Annotated in this window: 23 protein-coding genes; 14 read left to right on the forward strand and 9 right to left on the reverse strand. The window is 70.5% G+C overall.

The genetic code is table 11. From position 1 onward, the window contains the following. Window position 1 precedes the first annotated feature (1 nt). A complete protein-coding gene (locus EOW66_RS07305; RefSeq protein WP_128155762.1) occupies window positions 2–634 on the reverse strand; it encodes an energy-coupling factor transporter transmembrane component T family protein in 633 nt (210 codons plus the stop codon). Then, window positions 628–1,335 carry an energy-coupling factor ABC transporter ATP-binding protein gene (locus tag EOW66_RS07310; RefSeq protein ID WP_128155763.1) on the reverse strand — a complete coding sequence of 236 codons (708 nt, stop codon included), beginning with the start codon at window positions 1,333–1,335 and terminating at the stop codon, window positions 628–630. Before EOW66_RS07310 ends, EOW66_RS07305 begins: the two co-directional genes overlap by 7 nt. A 153-nt stretch (window positions 1,336–1,488) precedes the next feature. Here EOW66_RS07310 and EOW66_RS20345 point away from each other — a divergent pair, with 153 nt between their 5' ends. Continuing rightward, window positions 1,489–1,677, forward strand: coding sequence for a heavy-metal-associated domain-containing protein (locus tag EOW66_RS20345; RefSeq protein ID WP_164881056.1), 189 nt, complete (start codon window positions 1,489–1,491; stop codon window positions 1,675–1,677). 208 nt (window positions 1,678–1,885) lie between these two features. Beyond that, on the forward strand, window positions 1,886–2,182 hold the full coding sequence (locus tag EOW66_RS07320; protein ID WP_113899947.1) for a hypothetical protein: 297 nt from the start codon (window positions 1,886–1,888) through the stop codon (window positions 2,180–2,182). Here EOW66_RS07320 and EOW66_RS07325 read toward each other — a convergent pair. After that, window positions 2,167–2,616, reverse strand: a complete 450-nt coding sequence (locus EOW66_RS07325) for a low molecular weight protein-tyrosine-phosphatase (protein WP_128155765.1) — start codon at window positions 2,614–2,616, stop codon at window positions 2,167–2,169. The genes EOW66_RS07320 and EOW66_RS07325 overlap by 16 nt on opposite strands. A gap of 28 nt (window positions 2,617–2,644) precedes the next feature. Between EOW66_RS07325 and EOW66_RS07330 the strand changes: the two genes are divergently transcribed. The 4 genes from EOW66_RS07330 (at window position 2,645) to EOW66_RS07345 (ending at window position 4,905) form a co-directional block, all read left to right on the forward strand. Then, window positions 2,645–3,334: an NAD-dependent deacylase gene (locus EOW66_RS07330; RefSeq protein WP_128155766.1), complete on the forward strand. Its 690-nt coding sequence runs from the start codon at window positions 2,645–2,647 to the stop codon at window positions 3,332–3,334. Window positions 3,335–3,562: 228 nt separating this feature from the next. Beyond that, window positions 3,563–3,850 (forward strand): 50S ribosomal protein L28, encoded by a 288-nt coding sequence (gene rpmB / locus EOW66_RS07335; RefSeq protein ID WP_113899950.1) that lies wholly within the window; start codon window positions 3,563–3,565, stop codon window positions 3,848–3,850. Window positions 3,851–3,971: 121 nt separating this feature from the next. Further along, window positions 3,972–4,325 (forward strand): hypothetical protein, encoded by a 354-nt coding sequence (locus tag EOW66_RS07340; protein WP_164881057.1) that lies wholly within the window; start codon window positions 3,972–3,974, stop codon window positions 4,323–4,325. 40 nt (window positions 4,326–4,365) lie between these two features. Next, complete coding sequence (locus EOW66_RS07345) at window positions 4,366–4,905, forward strand: copper chaperone PCu(A)C (protein ID WP_128155768.1); 540 nt, start codon at window positions 4,366–4,368, stop codon at window positions 4,903–4,905. 70 nt (window positions 4,906–4,975) lie between these two features. On the opposite strand, the gene meaB is transcribed toward EOW66_RS07345, so the two are convergent. Next, complete coding sequence (meaB, locus tag EOW66_RS07350; RefSeq protein WP_128155769.1) at window positions 4,976–6,004, reverse strand: methylmalonyl Co-A mutase-associated GTPase MeaB; 1,029 nt, start codon at window positions 6,002–6,004, stop codon at window positions 4,976–4,978. A gap of 123 nt (window positions 6,005–6,127) precedes the next feature. On the opposite strand from meaB, the gene EOW66_RS07355 reads away from it, so the two are divergent. Together EOW66_RS07355 and hrpB are read left to right on the forward strand one after the other, a co-directional pair. Then, the gene (locus tag EOW66_RS07355; protein ID WP_128155770.1) at window positions 6,128–6,883 is read left to right on the forward strand and encodes a DUF3108 domain-containing protein; all 756 of its coding nucleotides are present in this window, start codon (window positions 6,128–6,130) and stop codon (window positions 6,881–6,883) included. Window positions 6,884–6,890: 7 nt separating this feature from the next. Beyond that, a complete protein-coding gene (hrpB, locus tag EOW66_RS07360; RefSeq protein ID WP_128155771.1) occupies window positions 6,891–9,329 on the forward strand; it encodes an ATP-dependent helicase HrpB in 2,439 nt (812 codons plus the stop codon). A 345-nt stretch (window positions 9,330–9,674) separates the two neighbouring features. Here hrpB and argF read toward each other — a convergent pair whose 3' ends face one another. Then, window positions 9,675–10,601 carry an ornithine carbamoyltransferase gene (argF, locus tag EOW66_RS07365; RefSeq protein WP_128155772.1) on the reverse strand — a complete coding sequence of 309 codons (927 nt, stop codon included), beginning with the start codon at window positions 10,599–10,601 and terminating at the stop codon, window positions 9,675–9,677. Window positions 10,602–10,662: 61 nt separating this feature from the next. After that, window positions 10,663–11,844: an aspartate aminotransferase family protein gene (locus tag EOW66_RS07370; RefSeq protein ID WP_128155773.1), complete on the reverse strand. Its 1,182-nt coding sequence runs from the start codon at window positions 11,842–11,844 to the stop codon at window positions 10,663–10,665. Window positions 11,845–12,127: 283 nt separating this feature from the next. Here EOW66_RS07370 and EOW66_RS07375 point away from each other — a divergent pair, with 283 nt between their 5' ends. Both EOW66_RS07375 and EOW66_RS07380 read left to right on the forward strand, forming a co-directional pair. Next, window positions 12,128–12,997 carry a 50S ribosomal protein L11 methyltransferase gene (locus EOW66_RS07375; protein ID WP_128155774.1) on the forward strand — a complete coding sequence of 290 codons (870 nt, stop codon included), beginning with the start codon at window positions 12,128–12,130 and terminating at the stop codon, window positions 12,995–12,997. 108 nt (window positions 12,998–13,105) lie between these two features. Further along, the gene (locus EOW66_RS07380) at window positions 13,106–13,453 is read left to right on the forward strand and encodes a hypothetical protein (protein ID WP_128155775.1); all 348 of its coding nucleotides are present in this window, start codon (window positions 13,106–13,108) and stop codon (window positions 13,451–13,453) included. Window positions 13,454–13,548: 95 nt separating this feature from the next. Here EOW66_RS07380 and EOW66_RS07385 read toward each other — a convergent pair whose 3' ends face one another. Further along, window positions 13,549–13,737 carry a DUF1127 domain-containing protein gene (locus EOW66_RS07385; protein WP_128155776.1) on the reverse strand — a complete coding sequence of 63 codons (189 nt, stop codon included), beginning with the start codon at window positions 13,735–13,737 and terminating at the stop codon, window positions 13,549–13,551. Between the two features lie 333 nt (window positions 13,738–14,070). Here EOW66_RS07385 and ruvC point away from each other — a divergent pair, with 333 nt between their 5' ends. The 4 genes from ruvC to EOW66_RS07405 all read left to right on the forward strand — a co-directional run bounded on the left by ruvC (window position 14,071) and on the right by EOW66_RS07405 (window position 16,878). Next, window positions 14,071–14,622, forward strand: a complete 552-nt coding sequence (gene ruvC / locus EOW66_RS07390) for a crossover junction endodeoxyribonuclease RuvC (RefSeq protein WP_128155777.1) — start codon at window positions 14,071–14,073, stop codon at window positions 14,620–14,622. Further along, window positions 14,619–15,287, forward strand: coding sequence for a Holliday junction branch migration protein RuvA (ruvA, locus tag EOW66_RS07395; RefSeq protein WP_128155778.1), 669 nt, complete (start codon window positions 14,619–14,621; stop codon window positions 15,285–15,287). The genes ruvC and ruvA overlap by 4 nt, the downstream gene beginning before the upstream one ends. Before the next feature lie 74 nt (window positions 15,288–15,361). Then, window positions 15,362–16,408 (forward strand): Holliday junction branch migration DNA helicase RuvB, encoded by a 1,047-nt coding sequence (gene ruvB, locus EOW66_RS07400; protein ID WP_128155779.1) that lies wholly within the window; start codon window positions 15,362–15,364, stop codon window positions 16,406–16,408. A gap of 62 nt (window positions 16,409–16,470) precedes the next feature. After that, window positions 16,471–16,878: a group III truncated hemoglobin gene (locus EOW66_RS07405; protein WP_128155780.1), complete on the forward strand. Its 408-nt coding sequence runs from the start codon at window positions 16,471–16,473 to the stop codon at window positions 16,876–16,878. A 59-nt stretch (window positions 16,879–16,937) separates the two neighbouring features. Here EOW66_RS07405 and EOW66_RS20640 read toward each other — a convergent pair whose 3' ends face one another. Both EOW66_RS20640 and EOW66_RS20645 read right to left on the reverse strand, forming a co-directional pair. Further along, window positions 16,938–17,951, reverse strand: a complete 1,014-nt coding sequence (locus EOW66_RS20640) for a YcjF family protein (protein ID WP_239017527.1) — start codon at window positions 17,949–17,951, stop codon at window positions 16,938–16,940. Beyond that, window positions 17,948–19,351 carry a YcjX family GTP-binding protein gene (locus tag EOW66_RS20645; protein WP_239017528.1) on the reverse strand — a complete coding sequence of 468 codons (1,404 nt, stop codon included), beginning with the start codon at window positions 19,349–19,351 and terminating at the stop codon, window positions 17,948–17,950. Before EOW66_RS20645 ends, EOW66_RS20640 begins: the two co-directional genes overlap by 4 nt. Window positions 19,352–19,436: the final 85 nt, after the last annotated feature.

The following is a 19,436-nucleotide window of genomic DNA, read 5'->3' on the forward strand; positions in this document are numbered from 1 at the left end:
GTCAGTCTCTCCCTTGGGTTGGGGGGGCCGGGCGCGGGGCAAGCCCGCCGCGCGCGCGCAGCGCATCGGCCAGATGATCCGAATCGTCGAGCAGCGACAGCACGAGCGGCGCGATCAGCCGCGGCCCCGGCCGGCGGCGCGAACGCGCCCGCCAGGACAGCGCCAGCAGCTCCATCCGCCCGCGCAGCACCGGGATGAAGCGCAGCACCAGCGCCACGGCGAGGGCCGGCAGCCGCGGCGACAGGCCAAAGCGGGCGAGCGGCTGCGCCAGCCGCTCGATCAGTGCGATCAGGTCCGGCAGCGGCGTCACCAGGGTGACGAAATTCGCCAGCGCCACCATGGTGCAGATCCGCAGACCGAGAACGAGGCCGAGCATCGGCGCCCCCTCCCAGAGCTGCCAGGCGGCGATGAAGGCGACGATCCACAGCACCGGGCGCAGCGCGCGGGCGCCCTCGGCCACCGCGCGGCGGCCAAGGCCGAAGTAGAGCGCCGCGGTCGCCACCAGCGCCGCGGCAAGCGGCAGCGGCGCGGTGAGCCAGGTCAGCCCCAGCATCGCCGCAGCAAGCGCGCCGAACTTCAGCCCGACCGGCAGCCGGTGCGCCCAGCTCGTGCCCGGCAGCGCAAGGCTCAGCATGGCTCGTCCTGCGCGGCGGCCTGCATCGCGGCGACATAGGCGGGCAGCACCGCAGCGGGCGGGCCGTCGGCGGCGACGCGCCCGGCCTCGATCCAGATCACCCGGTCATAGCCTGCGACACGGGCCGGATCGTGGGTGATCAGCATCACGTTCTGCGCAAGCGCCGCGATGCGGGCCTCGATCCGCAGCGCGGCGGGGATGTCGAGGCTGTTGAACGGCTCGTCGAAGAGGATCCAGCGCGGCTCCATCGCCAGCACCGCCATCAGGCAGACAAGCTGGCGCTGGCCCTGCGACAGGGTGTGGCACAGCCGCTCTTCCCAGTCGGCATGGCCGAACCGGGCGAGCATGGCGCGGGCGCGCTCGCGGGCCGGGCCGCGCGGATGGCCCTGCTGCTCAAGGCCGAAGGCAAGCTCCTCGATCACCGTCGGGAAGATGATCTGGTGATCGGGGTTCTGAAACAGGATACCGACGGCCGACAGCGCCCCCGCCCGGTCCCGCGCCACGTCGACGCCCGCCACCCGCAGCCGCCCCGCCTTCGGCGCGATCAGGCCGGCGACGGCGCGCAGAAGCGTGCTTTTCCCCGAGCCGTTGCGGCCGACGACGCCCACGCGCCGCTCGCCGATATGCAGGCTCAGCCCGTCGAAGATGCGGGTGCCCTCGCGCTCCAGCGTCAGGGTCTCGATCTCGATGCTGCCGTCCATCACGCCCTCCGGTCGCGGTGGTTTGCCCGCTTGTCGGTCGCGGGTCAAACGAAACCCGCGCGGCGGTGGCGGCGCGCAAGAAATTCCGCACGCGGGGCATTGACGCGGCGCCGGCGCGGGAGAATCTGTAGCGCAGAAGATCAGGAGGCACAGATGATCCTTTCCGTCCCGAACATGACCTGCGGTCACTGCAAGGCCGCCGTCGAATCCGCCATCATCGAGGTCGGCGGCAAGGCCGTCGTCAGCCTCGAGGACCGCGAGGTCGAGGTGAACGGCCTGCCCGAATCGACCGTGCTCGCCGCGCTGAAGGCGGCGGGTTACGAGGCCGAGGTGATCGCCTGACGGGCCCCCGCCCGGCCAGCGACAGACGCAAGGGGTTGGGCCGGAAACGGCCCCGCCCGCAATGGCTGCTGCTGCGGTTCCCGACGAAATTCCGCATCGGCGAAATTTTGCCTGTTTCATTGTGAAATCTTGCGTGATCGGCTAAGATCGGCTGCTAATTGACGGGACTCGGGCAACGGACCCACCCGCAGGAATGAGGCAGCAGCAGATGAAGAAATCCCTCCTTGTGGCGGCCTGCATGATGGTCGCCGGTGCGGCCGGTGCCGGCCCGATCGATAACGCCTGCATGAAAGCCGGGCGCGCGAACAACCGCGCCCTGTGCGGCTGCATCCAGCAGGTCGCCGACATGACACTTGGCACCGCCGACCAGCGCCGCGCCGCGGCCTTCTTCAAGGACCCGGACAAGGCGCAGCAGGTGCGGATGTCGGACAGCGCCTCGGACAACGACTTCTGGGCGCGCTACAAGAATTTCGCCGCGACCGCCGAATCCTACTGCGGCGGCTGAAGCCGGGCGAGCAGGGCGCGTGCGCCGGCCTCGATGATGTCGAGGCAACCGTCGAAATCGCGGGTATAATAGGGATCGGGCACCTCTTCGGCGCCCGTTTCGCCATTCAGGAACAGCGCAAGCCGCGCCCGGGCGCCGGCGGGGGCCAGACGCGCGGCATCGCGCAGGTTCTGCCGGTCCATCGCCAGGATCAGGTCGAAGCGGTCGAAATCGGCGCGCACCAGCTGGCGGGCGCGCAACGCGGCCAGATCATAGCCGCGCGCCCGCGCCGCCACCTGCATCGGGCCATAGGGCGGCTCGCCCGCATGCCAGTCGCCGGTGCCGGCGCTGTCGAGCTCGAGCGCAAGGCCCGCCTCCTGCGCGAGCCGGCGCACCACGCCTTCGGCGGCGGGAGAGCGGCAGATGTTGCCAAGGCAGAGAAACAGGATACGCATGACACGTTGCTAACCGAGGAGCGGGCGGATGGCCAGAATCGTGATTCTCACCGGCGCCGGGATCTCGGCCGAAAGCGGCCTCCGCACCTTCCGCGCCGCGGACGGGCTGTGGGAGGACCATCGGATCGAGGATGTGGCGACGCCCGAGGGCTTTGCCCGTGACCCGGAGCTGGTGCTGCGCTTCTACAACGAGCGCCGCGCGGCGGCCGCGGCGGCCGAGCCGAATGCCGCACACCGCGCGCTCGCCGCACTCGAGGCCGACGGCCGGCACCAGGTGCTGGTGGTGACGCAAAATGTCGACGCCCTGCACGAGCGGGCAGGCACGCGCGCGCTGATCCACATGCACGGCACGCTGACAGGGGCGCTGTGCGCCGCCTGCGGCCATCGCTGGCCGGCGCCCGCGGTGATGCGGGTCACCGACCCCTGCCCGGCCTGCGCGGCGCATGCGGCGCGCCCCGACATCGTCTGGTTCGGCGAGATGCCCTATCGGATGGAGGAGATCTGGACGGCGCTGCGCGCGGCCGATCTCTTCGTCTCGATCGGCACCTCGGGCAATGTCTATCCGGCGGCAGGGTTCGTCGCCGATGCCCGCCATACCGGGGTGGAGACGCTCGAGCTGAACCTCGAGCCCTCGATGGGCACACGGCTTTTCGATGCGGCGCGGCATGGGCCGGCGACGCAGGTGGTGCCCGCCTGGGTTGCGGAAATGCTGGCCTGAGCGGAAAGGAGGGGCGCCGCCCCTCTTCGGCTGCGCCGAATTCACCCCGAGGTATTTTCGGCAAGGAGAAAGCGCGCGGGCAGGCAGGGCCGACGCGCGATGAATCGCTTGACGCGGCGGGGCTTTGCCCTTATGCCCCGCAAACAGATTTCCGGGCGCCGCCTTTGCGGTGTCCGCTTGGTATGAACAGGGCCGACACGCGCCCCGAGGAAACGAAGGATTGATGCCATGTCGCGCGTCTGCGAACTGACCGGCAAGGGCCCGATGTCGGGCAACAATATCAGCCACGCGAACAACAAGACGCGTCGCCGGTTTCTGCCGAACCTGAATGAAGTCACCCTGATCTCCGACGTGCTGGGCCAGTCGTTCAAGCTGCGCATCTCGGCCGCCGGCCTGCGCACCGTGGACCACCGCGGCGGGCTCGACGCCTTCCTGATGAAGGCGGCCGATGCCGAGCTGTCGGGCACCGCGCTGAAGATCAAGAAGGCGATCCTGAAGGCTCAGGCCGCCGCCTGATCCGGGATACCCCGACGAATCGGAAGGCCTCGCTTCGGCGGGGCCTTTTCCGTTTTGCCTGCGGCATGATGACGGCACGTGGCCTCTGGCGCGCCCCGAGCGGCGCCGATATGCTGATCTCATGTCCGTGCGATCCCTGCGCCCCCTCTTCCTCGCCCTGATGGCGACGATCCTCGCGGTGACGAGCCTGACCATGGCCGTCGCCCGGGGGCAGGTTCAGATTGCCGGCGAGATCGTGATCTGCACCGGCTACGGCATCACCACGGTCACGGTGGACGAAGAGGGCAATCCCACGGGCCCCGTCCACCTGTGCCCCGACATGGTGCTCGGCATGATGGCCGCGCTCGACACGCCGCCCCCGGTCCTCACGCGTCCCGAAGGACGGGTGGAGCGGATCGAGGCGTCCGCCCCCGCGCTACTGCGGGGCAGCTCGGTGCCCCAGCCGCGGGCGCGCGATCCGCCGGCTCTCGTCTGATCCCTTCGTCACAGATCCATCAGACTTCCGGGAGGACATGATGTCCCGTTTCTCGCGCGCGGCCGCTGCCGCTGCTTTCGCCTTTGCCCTGCCCGCCTTCGCCCCTGCGGCCTTCGCCCATGACGGCGTCGCGATCAAGGATGCCTATGCCATCGTCTCGACGACGATGTCGAAATCCGGCGCGGCCTTCATGGAAATCGACAACCATTCGACCACCCCCGACCGGCTGGTCAAGGCCAGCTCGGAGATTGCCGACCGGGTCGAGCTGCATACCCACAAGGCCGACGCCAATGGCGTGATGCAGATGATCGAGGTGAAGGAAGGATTCCCGATCCCCGCCGAAGGCAGCCACATGCTGCAGCGCGGCGGCGACCACGTCATGTTCCTCGGCCTGAAGCAGCCGCTGAAGGACGGCGACACCGTGCATGTCGTGCTGACCTTCGAACATGCGGGCGACGTTCCGGTCGACATTCCGGTCGATCTGAAGCGCGTGCCGGCCGCTGCCGCCCCCGCCGCCGGACAGATGAAGATGAACGGCATGGACCACGGCGCGATGCCCGGCATGAACATGTCGAACTGAGCCCGCCCCTGCGGCACAGCCAAACGCCGCCCCGAAGGGCGGCGTTTTCCATTGCCGTATCGTGTTGCCCTCAGGCGCCGAGCGCGGCAAGCATCTCGGCCGCCGCCGCTGCCGGGGCGGCCTGCCCCTCGGCCACGGCGGTGCCGAGCGCGACCATCTTCGCGCGGATCGCGGGGTCGCTGTGCAGCCGGGCAAGCAGCCCCTCGCGCACCTCGCTTTCGAACCAGTGGCGCGCCTGCGCGGCGCGGCGGCGGTCGAAGAAGCCATGCGCGCGCCGCCAGGCGGCGAGCGCCGACATCTCCTCCCAGGCCGATTTCAGCCCCTGCTCCTCGAGCGCCGAAACCGGCAGCGCCTTTGGAAAGCCCTCCGGGTCCTGCGGCCGCTTGCGCAAAAGCCGCAGCGCGCCGGCATAATCGCTGACGGTGCGCATCGCCGCGGGCTTCAGATCGCCGTCGGCCTTGTTCACCAGGATCATGTCGGCCATCTCCATGATGCCGCGCTTCACCCCCTGCAGCTCGTCGCCGCCCGCAGGCGCCATCAGCAGGATGAAAAGGTCGGTCATCTCGGCCACCAGGGTCTCGGACTGGCCCACCCCCACGGTCTCGATCAGCACCACGTCGAAGCCCGCCGCCTCGCACAGCGCCACCGCCTCGCGGGTGCGCCGCGCCACGCCGCCGAGATGGGCCTGGCTGGGCGAGGGCCGGATGAAGGCCATCGGGTCGCGCGACAGCCGCTCCATCCGGGTCTTGTCGCCAAGGATCGAGCCGCCCGAGCGCGCCGAGGACGGGTCGACCGCCAGCACCGCGACCTTCAGCCCCTGTCCGGTCAGCATCAGCCCGAAGGCCTCGATGAAGGTCGACTTTCCGACGCCCGGTGTGCCCGACAGCCCGATCCGCAGCGCCTGCCGGCCCGCGCCCGCAAGCGTCTCGAGCAGCGCCGCGGCCTGCGCGCGGTGATCCGCCCGCCCCGATTCCACCAGCGTGATCGCCCGCGCCAGCGCGCGCCGCTCGCCCGCCAGGATGCGCGGCACCAGATCGGCGACGAGGGGATCGGAGACGGCGGGATCGGAGACGGAGACGGCGGAAATCGGATCGGTCATCGGCGGGCCTTCGCTGACGGGGCGGGATGCACGATCCCTCAGCGGATCGTGAAACGGTTTCGGTTTTCTGCCCCCATCGGGCAGTGTATGTCCAGTGCGAAGGCCGAGTTTCCGAGGAGAGCCATGACCCGCGCGTTTCCGACCCCCCTGCGCCGTGCCTCCCTGCCGCTCGCGGGCGCGCTGGCTGCGACGCTGTGTCTCGCCGCGCCGCTGCAGGCCGATCAGACCGACCGCATCGTCTTCGACGTCTCGCTGCGTGGCATCCCGGCGGGCCGGCTCAGCATCAATGGCAAGATCGAGGGGGCCAATTACGGCGCGAACGGCACGCTCGAGACCACCGGGCTGCTCGGCTTCCTGCGCAAGATCCGCTACGATGCCTCGGTCAGCGGCAGCCGCACGGCGGACCGCTTCACCCCGCAGCGTTTCGACGAGACGGCGAACCGGCCGGGCGACGAATCGGAACACGTGATCGTCTATCAGAACGGCACGCCGGTCTCGGTCAGCCGCAACCCGCCGCGCAAGCCGCGCAAGACCGATGTCGACCCGGCGAAACAGGGCGGCACCGTCGACCCGCTCACCGCGCTTTATGCCGTGCTGCGCGACGTCGACCGCGACGAGGCCTGCAAGCTGAACGTGACCATGTATGACGGCGCACGGCGCAGCCAGGTCAGCCTGAACGCCCCGCAGGCGGGGGGCGACGGCGTCACCTGCTCGGGCGAGTATCGCCGGCTCGAGGGCTTCTCGGCCAAGGATATGAAGGAGAAGAGCCGCTTCCCCTTCACCCTGATCTACGCCCCCACCCCGGACGGCAAGCGCCTGCAGGTGGTCGAGATCAACACCGATACGATCTATGGCACCGGCCGGCTGAAACGGCGATAAGGGCTGGGTGAGAGACCAACTGCCCATAGACGCGGTTCTGCCGGACCTCACCTCGGCGCTTGCGCGCACGGGGCGTGTCGTGCTGATGGCACCGCCGGGCGCCGGCAAGACCACGCGGGTGCCGCTGGCGCTCCTCGACCATGTCGCGGGCCGGATCGTGATGCTGGAACCGCGCCGCCTGGCCGCCCGCGCCGCGGCCGAGCGCATGGCCGAGACGCTGGGCGAGCCCGTGGGCGGGCGCGTCGGCTACCGCATCCGTGGCGAGGCGAAGGTGTCGAAGGCCACCCGGATCGAGGTGGTGACCGAGGGCATCCTCACCCGGATGCTGCAGTCCGACCCCGAGCTGTCGGGCATCGGCTGCCTGATCTTCGACGAATTCCACGAACGCTCGCTGAACGCCGATCTCGGCCTTGCGCTGGCCTGGGAGGCGCGGGGCGCGCTGCGCCCGGATCTGGCGATCGTGGTGATGTCGGCAACGCTTGATGCCGGGCCGGTGGCCGCGCTGCTCGACGATGCGCCGGTGATCGTGTCGGAAGGCCGGGCCTTCCCGGTCGAAACCCGCTGGCTCGGCCGCCCGGTCGCGGCGGGGATGCGGCTCGAGGCGGCGGTGGCGGCTCTCATCGCCGAGGCGGTGGCCGACAGCACCGGCGGCGTGCTCGTCTTCCTGCCGGGCGAGGGCGAGATCCGCCGCACCGAGGCGCTGCTGAAGGGCCGCCTGCCCGCCGAGGTGGCGATCCGCCCGCTCTTCGGCGCGATGGAGTTCGCCGCACAGCGCGCCGCCATCGCGCCGGTTGCGCAGGGCCGCAAGGTGGTGCTGGCAACGGCGATCGCCGAGACCTCGCTCACCATCGAGGACATCCGCGTCGTCGTCGATGCCGGCCGCGCCCGGCGGCTGCGCTTCGACCCGGCCTCGGGCATGGCGCGGCTGGTCACCGAGCGGGTCAGCCGCGCCGAGGCCGAGCAGCGCCGCGGCCGCGCCGGCCGCGTCGCCGAGGGCACCTGCTACCGGCTCTGGACGAAGGGCGAGGAAGGCGCGCTCGCGGCCTTCGCCCCGCCCGAGATCGCGGTGGCCGATCTCGCCGGCCTCGCGCTCGAGCTCGCGCTCTGGGGCTCGGACGGCAGCGACCTTGCCTTCCTGACGCCGCCGCCGGCCCCGGCACTCGCCGAGGCGCGGGCACTGCTCGAAGGCCTCGGCGCGCTTGCGGGCGGGCGGATCACCGCCCATGGCCGGGCGCTCGCCGCGCTGCCGCTGCACCCGCGGCTCGCGCATATGCTGGTCACCGCCGGGCCCGAAGCGGCGACACTCGCCGCGCTGCTCGAGGAACGCGATCCGCTGCGCGGCGCGCCGGCCGATCTGAGCTTGCGCCTTGCCGCCATCGCCAGCCCCGGCCGGTTCGAGGCCGAGCACCCCTGGCCCGTCCATCGCGGCACGGTCGAACGGGTCCGGCAGGAGGCACGGCGCCTCACCCGGCTGGTCGCGCCGGCGCCCGCCCCACGGCCCGCGGCCGAGGCCGCGGCGCTTGCCTATCCCGACCGTATCGGCCTGCGCCGCAAGGGGGATGCCCCGCGCTATGTGCTCTCGGGCGGCAAGGGCGCGGTGGCCGATGCCGGCGATCCGCTTGGCGCGCATCGGCTGATCGTCGCGACCGACCTTGATGGCGACCCGCGCGAGGCCCGCGTGCGCCAGGGCGTGGCGCTGAGCGAGGCGGGCCTGCGCCGGCTCTATGCCGGTCAGATCGGCTGGCACGATGTCTGCGAATGGTCGAAGCGCGAGGGCCGGGTGGTGGCGCGCCGGCAGGAGCGCTTCGGCGCCCTTGTGCTCGAGGACCGGCACTGGCCCGAGGCCCCGCCCGAGGCCCTCGCCCGCGGCGCGCTCGACGGGCTGCGGCAGATCGGCCTGACGCTGAGCCCCGCCGCCGCACGCTTCCGTGCCCGGGTCGAGATCCTGCGCGCCGATGGCGCGGCGCTGCCCGACCTCTCGGACAGCGCACTTCTGGCGAGCGAAGCGCTGCTGCCCGTCCTGCGCGGCAAGCGCACCGAGGCCGAGCTGCGCGCGCTCGATCTGACCGAGGCGCTGCGCGCCCAGCTGAGCTGGGAGCAGATGGCCGAGCTCGACCGCCTCGTGCCCAGCCATTTCGAGACCCCGCTCGGCCGGCGCGTGCCGATCGACTATGCGGGCGCAGCCCCCTCGATCGAGGTGAAGCTGCCCGAGATGTATGGCGTGACCGTGCACCCGACGGTGGGGCCGAAACGCCACCCGCTGCGGATCTCGTTGCTCAGCCCCGGGGGCAAACCGATCCAGGTGACGATGGACCTGCCCGGCTTCTGGGACGGCTCCTATGCCGAGGTGCGCAAGGAGATGCGCGGCCGCTATCCGCGCCACCCCTGGCCCGAGAACCCGCGCGAGGCGGCCCCGACGACGCGGGCAAAGCCGCGCGGCACCTGAGTGCGACAACGCCCGGGCTCCGGCCCCGCGGAAGGAAGGGGGCGCTGCCCCCTCGCGGCTGCGCCGCTCACCCCCGGGATATTTGCCGCAATTGGAAGCCCTGAAGGCGGGCGAAAGGGGAATGGCGGAAAGACACCCGGCTCGGGCCGCAGCGGGGCGGGCAAGCCGGGCGCTTCCAATCGCACGGTCATCGGCGTCCCCGCCTGTACCGTGCGATCAGGCTGGCCGATTCTCTTTAAGAAAGGCTTTCGCCCTTCCAATCGCCCGAAATATCCCGGGGGGTGAATTTGCCGAAGGCAAAGAGGGGGGCAGCGCCCCCCTCCCTTTCCGTCGCCCGGGCCCCGGTCAGCGGCCGAGGCACCAGCGCATCACCGCCTTTTGCGCATGCAGCCGGTTTTCCGCCTCGTCGAAGATCACCGAATGCGGCCCGTCCATCACCGCGCTCGTCGCCTCGTCGTTGCGATGCGCGGGCAGGCAATGCATGAAGAGCGCGTCGGGCTTCGCCTGCGCCATCAGTGCCTCGTTCACCTGATAGGGGCGCAGCTGGTTGTGCCGCCGCTCCTTCGCCGATTCCGGGTCATGCATCGACACCCAGGTGTCGGTGACGATCAGATCGGCGCCCTCGACCGCCTTCGCCGGATCCCGCTCGATCTCGACCTTCACCCCTTTGGCGCGGGCGAAGTCGATCCATTCGCGCTCGGGGTCGAGGGTCTGCGGCCCGGTGAAGGTGAAGTCGAAGCCGAACTGCCCCGCCGCCTGCAGGAAGGAGGCACAGACGTTGTTGCCGTCACCCGACCAGACCACCTTGCGCCCGGCGATCGGGCCGCGGTGTTCCTCATAGGTCACGATGTCGGCCATGATCTGGCACGGGTGGGTGCGGTTCGTCAGGCCGTTGATGACGGGCACCGAGGCGTATTCCGCCATCTCGAGCAGCGTCGCCTCCTCGAAGGTGCGGATCATGATCATGTCGACGTAACGGCTCAGCACCCGCGCGGTATCGGCGATGGTCTCGCCGTGGCCGAGCTGCATCTCCTTGCCCGACAGCACCATCGTCTGCCCGCCCATCTGCCGCACGCCGACATCGAAGCTGACGCGGGTGCGGGTCGAGGGTTTCTCGAAGATCAGCGCAACCATGCAGCCCGCCAGCGGCAGGTCGTCGTCGGGCGCGCCCTTCGGGCGGCCGGCGCGGGCGTCCTTCATCGCGCGGGCAGAGTCGATGATCTTGCGCAGCTCGGTGGCGTCGGTGGTGTGGATGTCAAGGAAGTTGGTCATCAGTTCGTCTTTCTGGCGCAGGCCGGGGCACAACCCCCGCGCCTGCGAAGCATGGGCCGGGTCAGGCCGCGGGTTTGACAAGGGCGGAGGCGGCGGCATCGAGGCGGCGGACGGCCTCGGCCATCTCCTCCTCGGTGATCGTCAGCGCCGGCAGGATGCGCAGCACGTTGTCGGCCGCAGCGACGGTCAGCAGCTGCCGGGCATAGCCCGCGGCCACCAGCTCGCCCGGCGCCACCTTGCATTTCAGCCCGAGCATCAGGCCGACACCACGCACTTCCTCGAAGATCTCGGGATGCGCGGCCACGAGCCCCTCGAGGCGCTGGCGCAGGAAGCCGCCCTTGGCGTTCACCGCGGCGAGGAAACCGGGCTCGGCGACGATCTCCATCACCTTCGCGCCGACCGCACAGCCGAGCGGGTTGCCGCCATAGGTCGAGCCATGCGTGCCCGCGGTCATCCCCGCCGCGGCCGCCTCGGTCGCGAGCACCGCGCCGAGCGGGAAACCGCCGCCGATGCCCTTCGCCACCATCATGATGTCGGGGGTCACCCCCGACCATTCATGCGCAAAAAGCCGCCCGGTGCGGCCCATGCCGCATTGCACCTCGTCGAAGATCAGAAGCGTGCCGGTCTCTTCCGAGATCTGCTTGAGCGCCTTCAGGAAGGCGTCGGGCGCGGGCCGGATGCCGCCCTCGCCCTGCACCGGCTCGAGCATGATCGCGCAGGTCTTCTCCGACACCGCCGCCGTCACCGCCTCGAGGTCGAGCCAGTCGACATGGACGAAGCCCGGCAGCACCGGGCCGAAGCCCTTCACCATCTTCTCGGACCCCGCCGCCGCGATTGCCGCCGAGGACCGGCCATGGAAGGCGCCGCGGAAGGTGATGATCTCGACCCGCTCGGGCGCGCCCTTCTCGTACCAGTACTTGCGCGCCATCTTCACCGCGAGCTCGCAGGCCTCGGTGCCCGAGTTGGTGAAGAACACGGTGTCGGCGAAGGTCTTCTCGACCAGCGCGTCGGCAAGCTTCTGCTGCTCGGGGATCTGGTAGAGGTTCGACACATGCCAGACCTTGTGCGCCTGTTCCGTCAGCGCCTCGACGAGGACGGGGGCGGCATGGCCGAGGGCGTTCACCGCGATCCCGGCGCCAAGGTCGAGGTATCGGGTGCCGTCCGCCGTCTCGAGCCAGGAGCCCGCGCCCTTCACGAAGGCGAGGGGCGCGCGATTATAGGTGGGCAGGACGGAAGAAATCATCGTCAGTCTCCAGAAAGGAAGGCCAAAGGCGTGCCCGACACCCGGGAGGCTGTCAACGGCTTTGGCCATATTTCGGCGGGTTTGCAGGGAAATGTGGCGATGAGCCACGGGCGATCGGACGTCAGGCGCTGGCGCGGCGACGTCGGGGACGGGCGATATGGCTGGTCCGTGCGATCATGGCCGCCCGATAGCGCGCGGGGCCCCTTCTGTCAAAGGAAATGCGCGCCGGCTTGACCTGTGGCGCGCTTCGCGCCATTGCGGTCACAACCCGAAAGGAGCCGCCATGCCCACCTTCACCGCCTTTGCCACGCTTGACGACCGCGACCGCGCCGAGGCGCTGGCGGAACTGCTCGAAGACATCGACCCCGCGCCCTATGGCGTCGGCGTGTTCGAGATCGAGGACGGCTCGGATCGCTGGGAGGTCGGCGCCTATTTCCTTGCCGCGCCCGACGGCGTGGTGCTCGAGCTGCTCGCCGCGGCGCATGGGGCGACGCATTTCGTGATCTCGGAACTGCCCGAGACCGACTGGGTCGCGCATGTGAAGCGCGAGCTCGCCCCGGTCGTCGCCGGCCGCTTCTTCGTCTATGGCAGCCACGATGCCGACAAGGTGCCCGCCGATGCCGTGCCGCTGCTGATCGAGGCGGCGATGGCCTTCGGCACCGGCCACCACGGCACCACGCTTGGCTGCCTCACCGCGCTCGACCGGCTCGAACGGGCCGGGCTGCGGGCGACGAAGGTCGCCGACATCGGCTGCGGCACCGCGGTGCTGGCGATGGCGGCGGCAAAGCTCTGGCCCGAGACGGTGCTTGCCTCCGACATCGACCCGGTGGCGGTCGAGACGGCGGCGGCGAACGTGGTCGCGAACGGGCTTGCGGGCCGGGTGATCTGCCTCGAAGCGGCGGGCTTTGCCCATCCGCAGATCGCGGCGGCCGCCCCCTTCGACCTGATCTTCGCCAATATCCTGAAGGCGCCGCTGATCTCGCTCGCCCCCGACATGGGGCGGTTCTGCGCCGAATCAGGCCACGTGATCCTGTCGGGCATCCTGCACGAACAGGCCGACGAGGTGATCGCCGCTTACGAAACGCAAGGGTTTACCCTCGTTTCCCGCGACGAATACGGCGACTGGACGACATTGGTGATGCGCCGGAAATAATGCCGCAATTGATCAGTCGCGCCCCAGCCACATTTGCGCCATAATCCGTTAATGCCTTGTTAGGCATGTCATTCGGATGACGTGGCGAGTGGACCGGGGAGTGCGACGATGAGCGACCATGGCCTGAAGAGTTTCGAGAAGCGGCTGGCCCGGATCGACCGGATCCACGCCGCCGGCGGCGCCTTCGAGGCGACGGGGGCGCTCGGGCGCTCCTATTTCGACTCGCTGCGGCCCCGGCCGCGGCGGGCCATCCCGTTCAAGGCGATCGCTCTGCTCTTCATCGGCGCGCTGCTGTTCAAGGGGGCGATCTTCGCGCAGCTCGGCGCCGAGACCTATGACGCCCGCGTCGGGGCGCTGGCCCGGGGCACGCTGCCCGAGCAGGTCGGGGCCTGGGTGCTGCATGCCGATCCCGTCACGCGGGGGATCGGAGACCTGCTGCACGGGCTGCTTTACTGATTTCGGGGGAGGGCGCCGGCCCGGCGGGGTCGGCAGAAACAGAAAGGGCCGCGCGGCGTCACGCCTGCGCGGCCCTTCCGATTGCGGCGCTCACGTCAGAGCCCCATGTTCTCGGCGTCGTAGCGGGTCAGGCCGATGTCGGTCAGCTCGCGGTCGCTCAGCTTGGCGAGTTCGTTGCGGGTCACGCGCGCGTCGTTCCAGGCGATGACGGCGTCGACGAGCTTCGAGAAGGTGCCGGTGCGGCCAGCGCGGCCGAGCACACGGTTGGTGTCGATAGCGGACATTTCAGGTTTCCTTGGTTTTTTCAAACTGCGTAATTCGTGGGCGATGCCCTTGTGAGGACGCACATAGAGGGGGCCATTTGCAAAAACAACAGCAGCGCGGGCAGTCCCGCCATGCGTTTTCTGCATGTCGTGGCCGGGCGAAACAGCGGCGCGCAGGCACCTGCCAGAAAGCCGGCGAAATCAGTCATTCTGCAGCGCAGCGACGACGCGGATCGGGCATTCCGCCCGCTTTTTCCGCCACCGCACGGAAACCGGCCCGGGGGGCTTTCCTGTTTGCGATGTTCACTTTTCGTGCTAGTCGTTGGAAAAATGCCACAGCGAAGGGCGAGCAGGATGCGGGTGATCGGAATCGATCCGGGGTTGCGAAACCTCGGCTGGGGCGTGATCGAGATGGAGGGCTCGCGCCTGCGCCACCTCGGCAACGGCATCATCCATTCGGCGGGCGAAGAACTCGCGCTGCGCCTCGTCACCCTGCACGAAGGCCTGACCGAGGTCGTCGCCCGCTTCGCCCCCGAGGCCGCGGCGGTCGAGCAGACCTTCGTCAACAAGGATGCCGTGGCGACGCTGAAACTTGGCCAGGCGCGCGGCATCGCGCTTCTGGTGCCGGCGCAGGCCGGCATTCCGGTGGGCGAATATGCGCCCAATGCGATCAAGAAGGCGGTGGTCGGCGTCGGCCATGCCGACAAGGTCCAGGTGCAGCACATGGTGCGCCACCAGCTGCCCGGCGTCACCTTCGAGGGGCCCGACGCCGCCGATGCGCTGGCGATCGCGATCTGCCACGCCCATCACCTGCAATCGGCCCGCCGCGCCAATGCCGCCCAGCTCGGCCGCGGCGCGCTCGAGATCACCGCCGGTCAGGCCCGGATCCGGAGGACCGTGCAATGATCGGCCGCATTGCCGGCACCATCCTGCACCGCGCCATGGATCACGTGCTGATCGACGTGCGCGGCGTGGGCTATATCGTCCATGTCTCGGCCCGCACCGCCTCCGCCCTGCCGCCGGTGGGCGAGGCCTGCGCGCTCTATACCGACCTGCTGGTGCGCGAGGATCTGCTGCAGCTTTTCGGCTTCCCGACGCTGCTTGAAAAGGAATGGCACCGGCTGCTGACCTCGGTGCAGGGGATCGGCGCCAAGGCCTCGCTCGCCATTCTCGGCACGCTCGGGCCCGAGGGCGTGGGCCGCGCGCTGGCGCTTGGCGACTGGTCGGCGATCAAGGCCGCCCCCGGCGTCGGGCCGAAACTTGCGCAGCGCGTGGTGATGGAGCTGAAGGACAAGGCGCCGACGGTGATGGCCATGGGCGGCACACTGACCGTCGACACCGCCCCTTCGGACGAGGTGATCGAGGCGGCGCCGAAACCCCGCACCCGCCCAGCCCCCGCCGCGACGCCGAAGGTGAACTTCACCGCCGAGGCGCTGTCGGCCCTCACCAACCTCGGCTACAACCCGTCCGAGGCGGCCGGCGCCGTGGCCCAGGCCGCGGAAAACCCCGAGGCCACCGACACCGCGAAACTGATCCGCGCCGCACTGCGGCTGCTTGCGCCGAAGGACTGATCCCTTCATCTTGCCGAAAATACCTCGGGGGCGCGGGGGCAGCGCCCCCGCCCTCGCCGCAAAGGCCCTGACCGATGACCGACCCCGACCCCACCCTTCGCCCCGACCGCCTGCCCGAGGACGCCGATCGCGCGCTGCGGCCGCAGGTGCTCGAGGATTTCGTCGGCCAGGCCGAGGCCCGGGCGAACCTGCGCGTCTTCATCGAAAGCGCGAAGATGCGCGGCCAGGCGATGGACCACACGCTGTTCCACGGCCCGCCCGGGCTCGGCAAGACGACGCTGGCGCAGATCATGGCGCGCGAGCTCGGCGTCAATTTCAAGATGACCTCGGGCCCGGTGCTGGCGAAGGCGGGCGACCTTGCCGCGATCCTGACCAATCTCGAGGCGCGCGACGTCCTCTTCATCGACGAGATCCACCGGATGAACCCCGCGGTCGAGGAAGTGCTCTATCCGGCGATGGAGGATTTCGAGCTCGATCTGGTGATCGGCGAGGGCCCGGCCGCGCGCACCGTGCGGATCGAGCTGCAGCCCTTCACCCTGGTCGGCGCCACGACCCGCCTCGGCCTGCTGACGACGCCCTTGCGCGACCGCTTCGGCATCCCGACGCGGCTGCAGTTCTACACCGAGGACGAGCTTGACCTGATCGTCGCGCGCGGCGCACGGCTTCTGGGCATTCCGGCCGACCCCGACGGCACGCGCGAGATCGCGAAACGCGCCCGCGGCACGCCGCGCATCGCCGGCCGCCTGCTGCGCCGCGTCGTCGATTTCGCGCTGGTCGAGGGCGACGGCCGGCTGAACCGCGCCATCGCCGACCGGGCGCTGACCCGGCTGGGTGTCGACCATCTCGGCCTCGACGGCGCCGACCGGCGCTACATGATGCTGATGGCCGAGCATTATGGCGGCGGCCCGGTGGGCGTGGAAACGCTGTCGGCGGCACTGTCCGAAAGCCGCGACGCGATCGAGGAGGTGATCGAGCCCTACCTGCTGCAGCAGGGGCTGGTGCAGCGCACCCCGCGCGGGCGGATGCTGGGAAGCCGCGCCTGGCGCCACCTTGGCCTTGAGGCGCCGCCCGTCCCGGGCGCCGTGCCGCCGCCGCAGGGCGAGCTGTTCGAGGACCGCTGAGACATCGTGTCGCTGGACGCGCCCGACCGTGTGCCCTAGCTCACGGCGGGAAGGAGACCCGCATGACCGCCATTCCGCCGCGTTTCGAGATCACCGAGGCCGAGATCGACCTCGTCGTGCAGCGCTTCTACAGGCGTGTGCGCGCCCATCCCGAGCTCGCCCCGATCTTTGCCGCCCATGTCACCGACTGGCCCGCGCATGAGGCAAAGATCGCGCGGTTCTGGAAGGGGGCGATCCTGCATGCGCCCGGCTACGAGGGCAGCCCGATGATGGCGCATCGCCGCGCGGGCAATGTGGCGCCCGGGCATTTCCCCGACTGGCTCGGCACTTTCGATGCGGTGCTGAAGCAAAGTCTCGCGCCCGAGGCGGCGGCGGGCTGGTCGGCGCTTGCACACCGCATCGGCCTTGGTCTGCGCCAGGGGGTCGAGGATGTGGGGCGCGCCCCGGGCGCGGCGCCGAACCTGCGCTGAACCGCCCGGCCCCGCGAGCAGGTTTCGAGTATTTTTGCCAGGAAAAAGCCCGGGATCGGTCAGGCGGCCGGGTCTTCGGGCGCCTTGTCGCGGCCGAAGAGCCCGGTCAGGGCGCGCCGGGTCAGGTTCGTCACCCGTGGCTTTGGCAGGGCGCGGAACGGCATCGGCCGGCACACCTCGATCGCCGCGACGCCGACGCGGGCGGTGAGCGCACCGTTCACCACCCCCTCGCCGAAGCGGCGCGAGAGTTTCGCGAAGAGATGCCCGCCGGTCACCGTCTCGATCAGGTCGTCGCCCGCGGCAACCGCGCCGGTCGCGACGAGATGGGTCATCACCGTGCGCGCAAGCCGCATCGACCCCAATGTGCCGGCGCGGCCGCCATAGATCTCGGCCACGCGGCGGATCATCCGCAGGTTCGCGGTGAGCGCGGCGAAGACATCGGCGAGCGCCAGCGGGACGACTGCCGTCACCGTCGCCACCGCGCGCGCCGCCGCCTCGACCTCGAGCCGCGCCGCGGTGTCGAGCGGCGCCATCAGCTCGGTCTCGGCGAGCCGCAGCAGGGTGTCGGTGTCGAGCTGCTCGGGCCCGCGCTCGGCCAGGCTGCGCCGCGGCCAGTCCATCTCGGCGCGCGCGGCATAAAGCCCCGAGACATGGGCGACGACCTTGCGCGCGCGGGACAGGTCGTCGGCCTGCGCCGCCTCCAGCACCTCGCGATGCACCCGGTCGAGCCGGCCAAGCCGGGCAAAGGCCGCAAGCTCGCGCGCGGCAAGCAGCAGCGCCGCCAGCACGAAGGTTGCAAACAGCACCGTGGCGATCCAGCCGAGCACCGGGTTCGACGCGAACAGCCCCTCGACGAAGCGCCAGGCCGCAACCGAGGCAAGGAAGGTGACAAGCGCCCCGGCGGCGCGCCAGAAGAAGCGGCCAAGTTTCGACGGAGGGCGGGCGGCGAGCCGGGCCGCGATCTGCATCGCGCGCCCCTCGGGCGGTGGCGCATCGCTCAGGTCGGTGACCGGCGGCGCCTCGGCCGGGGAGGGCGCGGCCTCCTCGATCTCGATCAGGAGGGGTTTCTTCACAGCTTGTCTCCGATCAGGAATTCGGCGGCGCGGTCGAGGCGGATATGCGGCGGCCCCTCGCCCGGGCGCAGGGTGACCGGGGCAGGGACGAACTCCATCAGCGTGTAATCGGCATCGAGCCAGCGCGTCGCGCCGTCCCGCGCGGGCGCCAGCAACTGCGCCGGATCGGCGGGCAGATCGCCCGGAAAGAGCGCGACCGAGCGGCCGTCCGCCAGCCTGCCGCGCAGCGCCGGAAGCTCCTCGCCCTCGTGGCGGATCACATCCTCGGTGGTGGTGCGCAGGCTCGCAAGCGAGAGCGCGAGCGTCTGCGCCCCGGCAAAATCGGCGCGGTCCTTCGCCTCGCGCAAGAGCGCGCCGGTGATCGCGGTCAGCCGCGCGTGCTGGGAATGGTGCAGATGGTCGGCCTTGGTCGCGGCAAAGAGAATGCGCTCGATCCGCCGCGCGCCAAGGAGCGCGGCCAGCACCCCGGTCTTGCCGGGGCGGAAGGCGGCAAGGATCCCCGCCATCGCGGCGCGCAGATCCTCGAGCGCTGCGGGCCCGGCATGGATCGCGCCGAGCACGTCGACCAGCACCACCTGCCGGTCGATGCGGGCGAAATGCTCGCGGAAGAAGGGCTTGACCACCTTGTCCTTGTAGGCCTCGAAGCGGCGCGCCATCTCGCGGCCAAGCGAGCCGCGGGGATACTCGCCCGCCGGCACCGGCGCGAAGGTGAGCGCGGGGGAGCCCGCCATCTCGCCGGGCAGCAGGAAGCGCCCGGGAGAACAGTCGGAAAAGCCTGCCTCGCGCGCGGCATGCAGATGCGCGGTGAAAGGCGCAGCGAGCGCCCGTGCGGCGGGTTCGGTGAAGGGCGCGGCCAAGTCGGCCGCCGCGAGCGCGGCGAGGAAGGGCGCGCTTTCGGGCCGCCCGGGCAGGCGCGCCAGCACCGCCGCCGACCATTGCGCGAAAGAGCGGTCGAGCAGGCCGAGGTCGAGAAGCCACTCGCCCGGATAGTCGACGATGTCGAGATGCACGGTGCGCAGCCCGCGCAGCCCGCCCAGAAGCCCGGTCGGCGCGACGCGAAAGCTCAGCCGCAGTTCGGAGACGGCGCGCGTGCCCTCGGGCCAGTGCGGCGCGGGGCCGGTCAGCGCGGCAAGGTAACGCTCGTAGTCGAAGCGCGGCACGGTGTCGTCGGGTTGCGGCTGCAGGAAGGCCGCGCGGACATTCGCCCCCCCGGTCAGCGCCGGCATCCGGCCGCGGTCAAGCAGGTTCGCGACGAGCGAGGTGATGAACACCGTCTTGCCCGCCCGCGACAGACCGGTGACGCCAAGCCGGATCACCGGCTCGAACAGCGCCCCGGAGACGGTGGCGCCCAGCCCCTCGACCTGGCGGGTGAGCGTGTCGGCGATGTCGGAAATGCCCAATGCGCTGCCTCGTGTCTTGCCGTCCCAAGATAGGCAACCGCCTGCCGGTTTCACAGGGGGAAAGGCGGGGGCGCTGCCCCCTCTG

Origin of the sequence: Paenirhodobacter huangdaonensis, from assembly GCF_004022465.1 — a bacterium.
Lineage (GTDB): Bacteria > Pseudomonadota > Alphaproteobacteria > Rhodobacterales > Rhodobacteraceae > Rhodobacter > Rhodobacter huangdaonensis.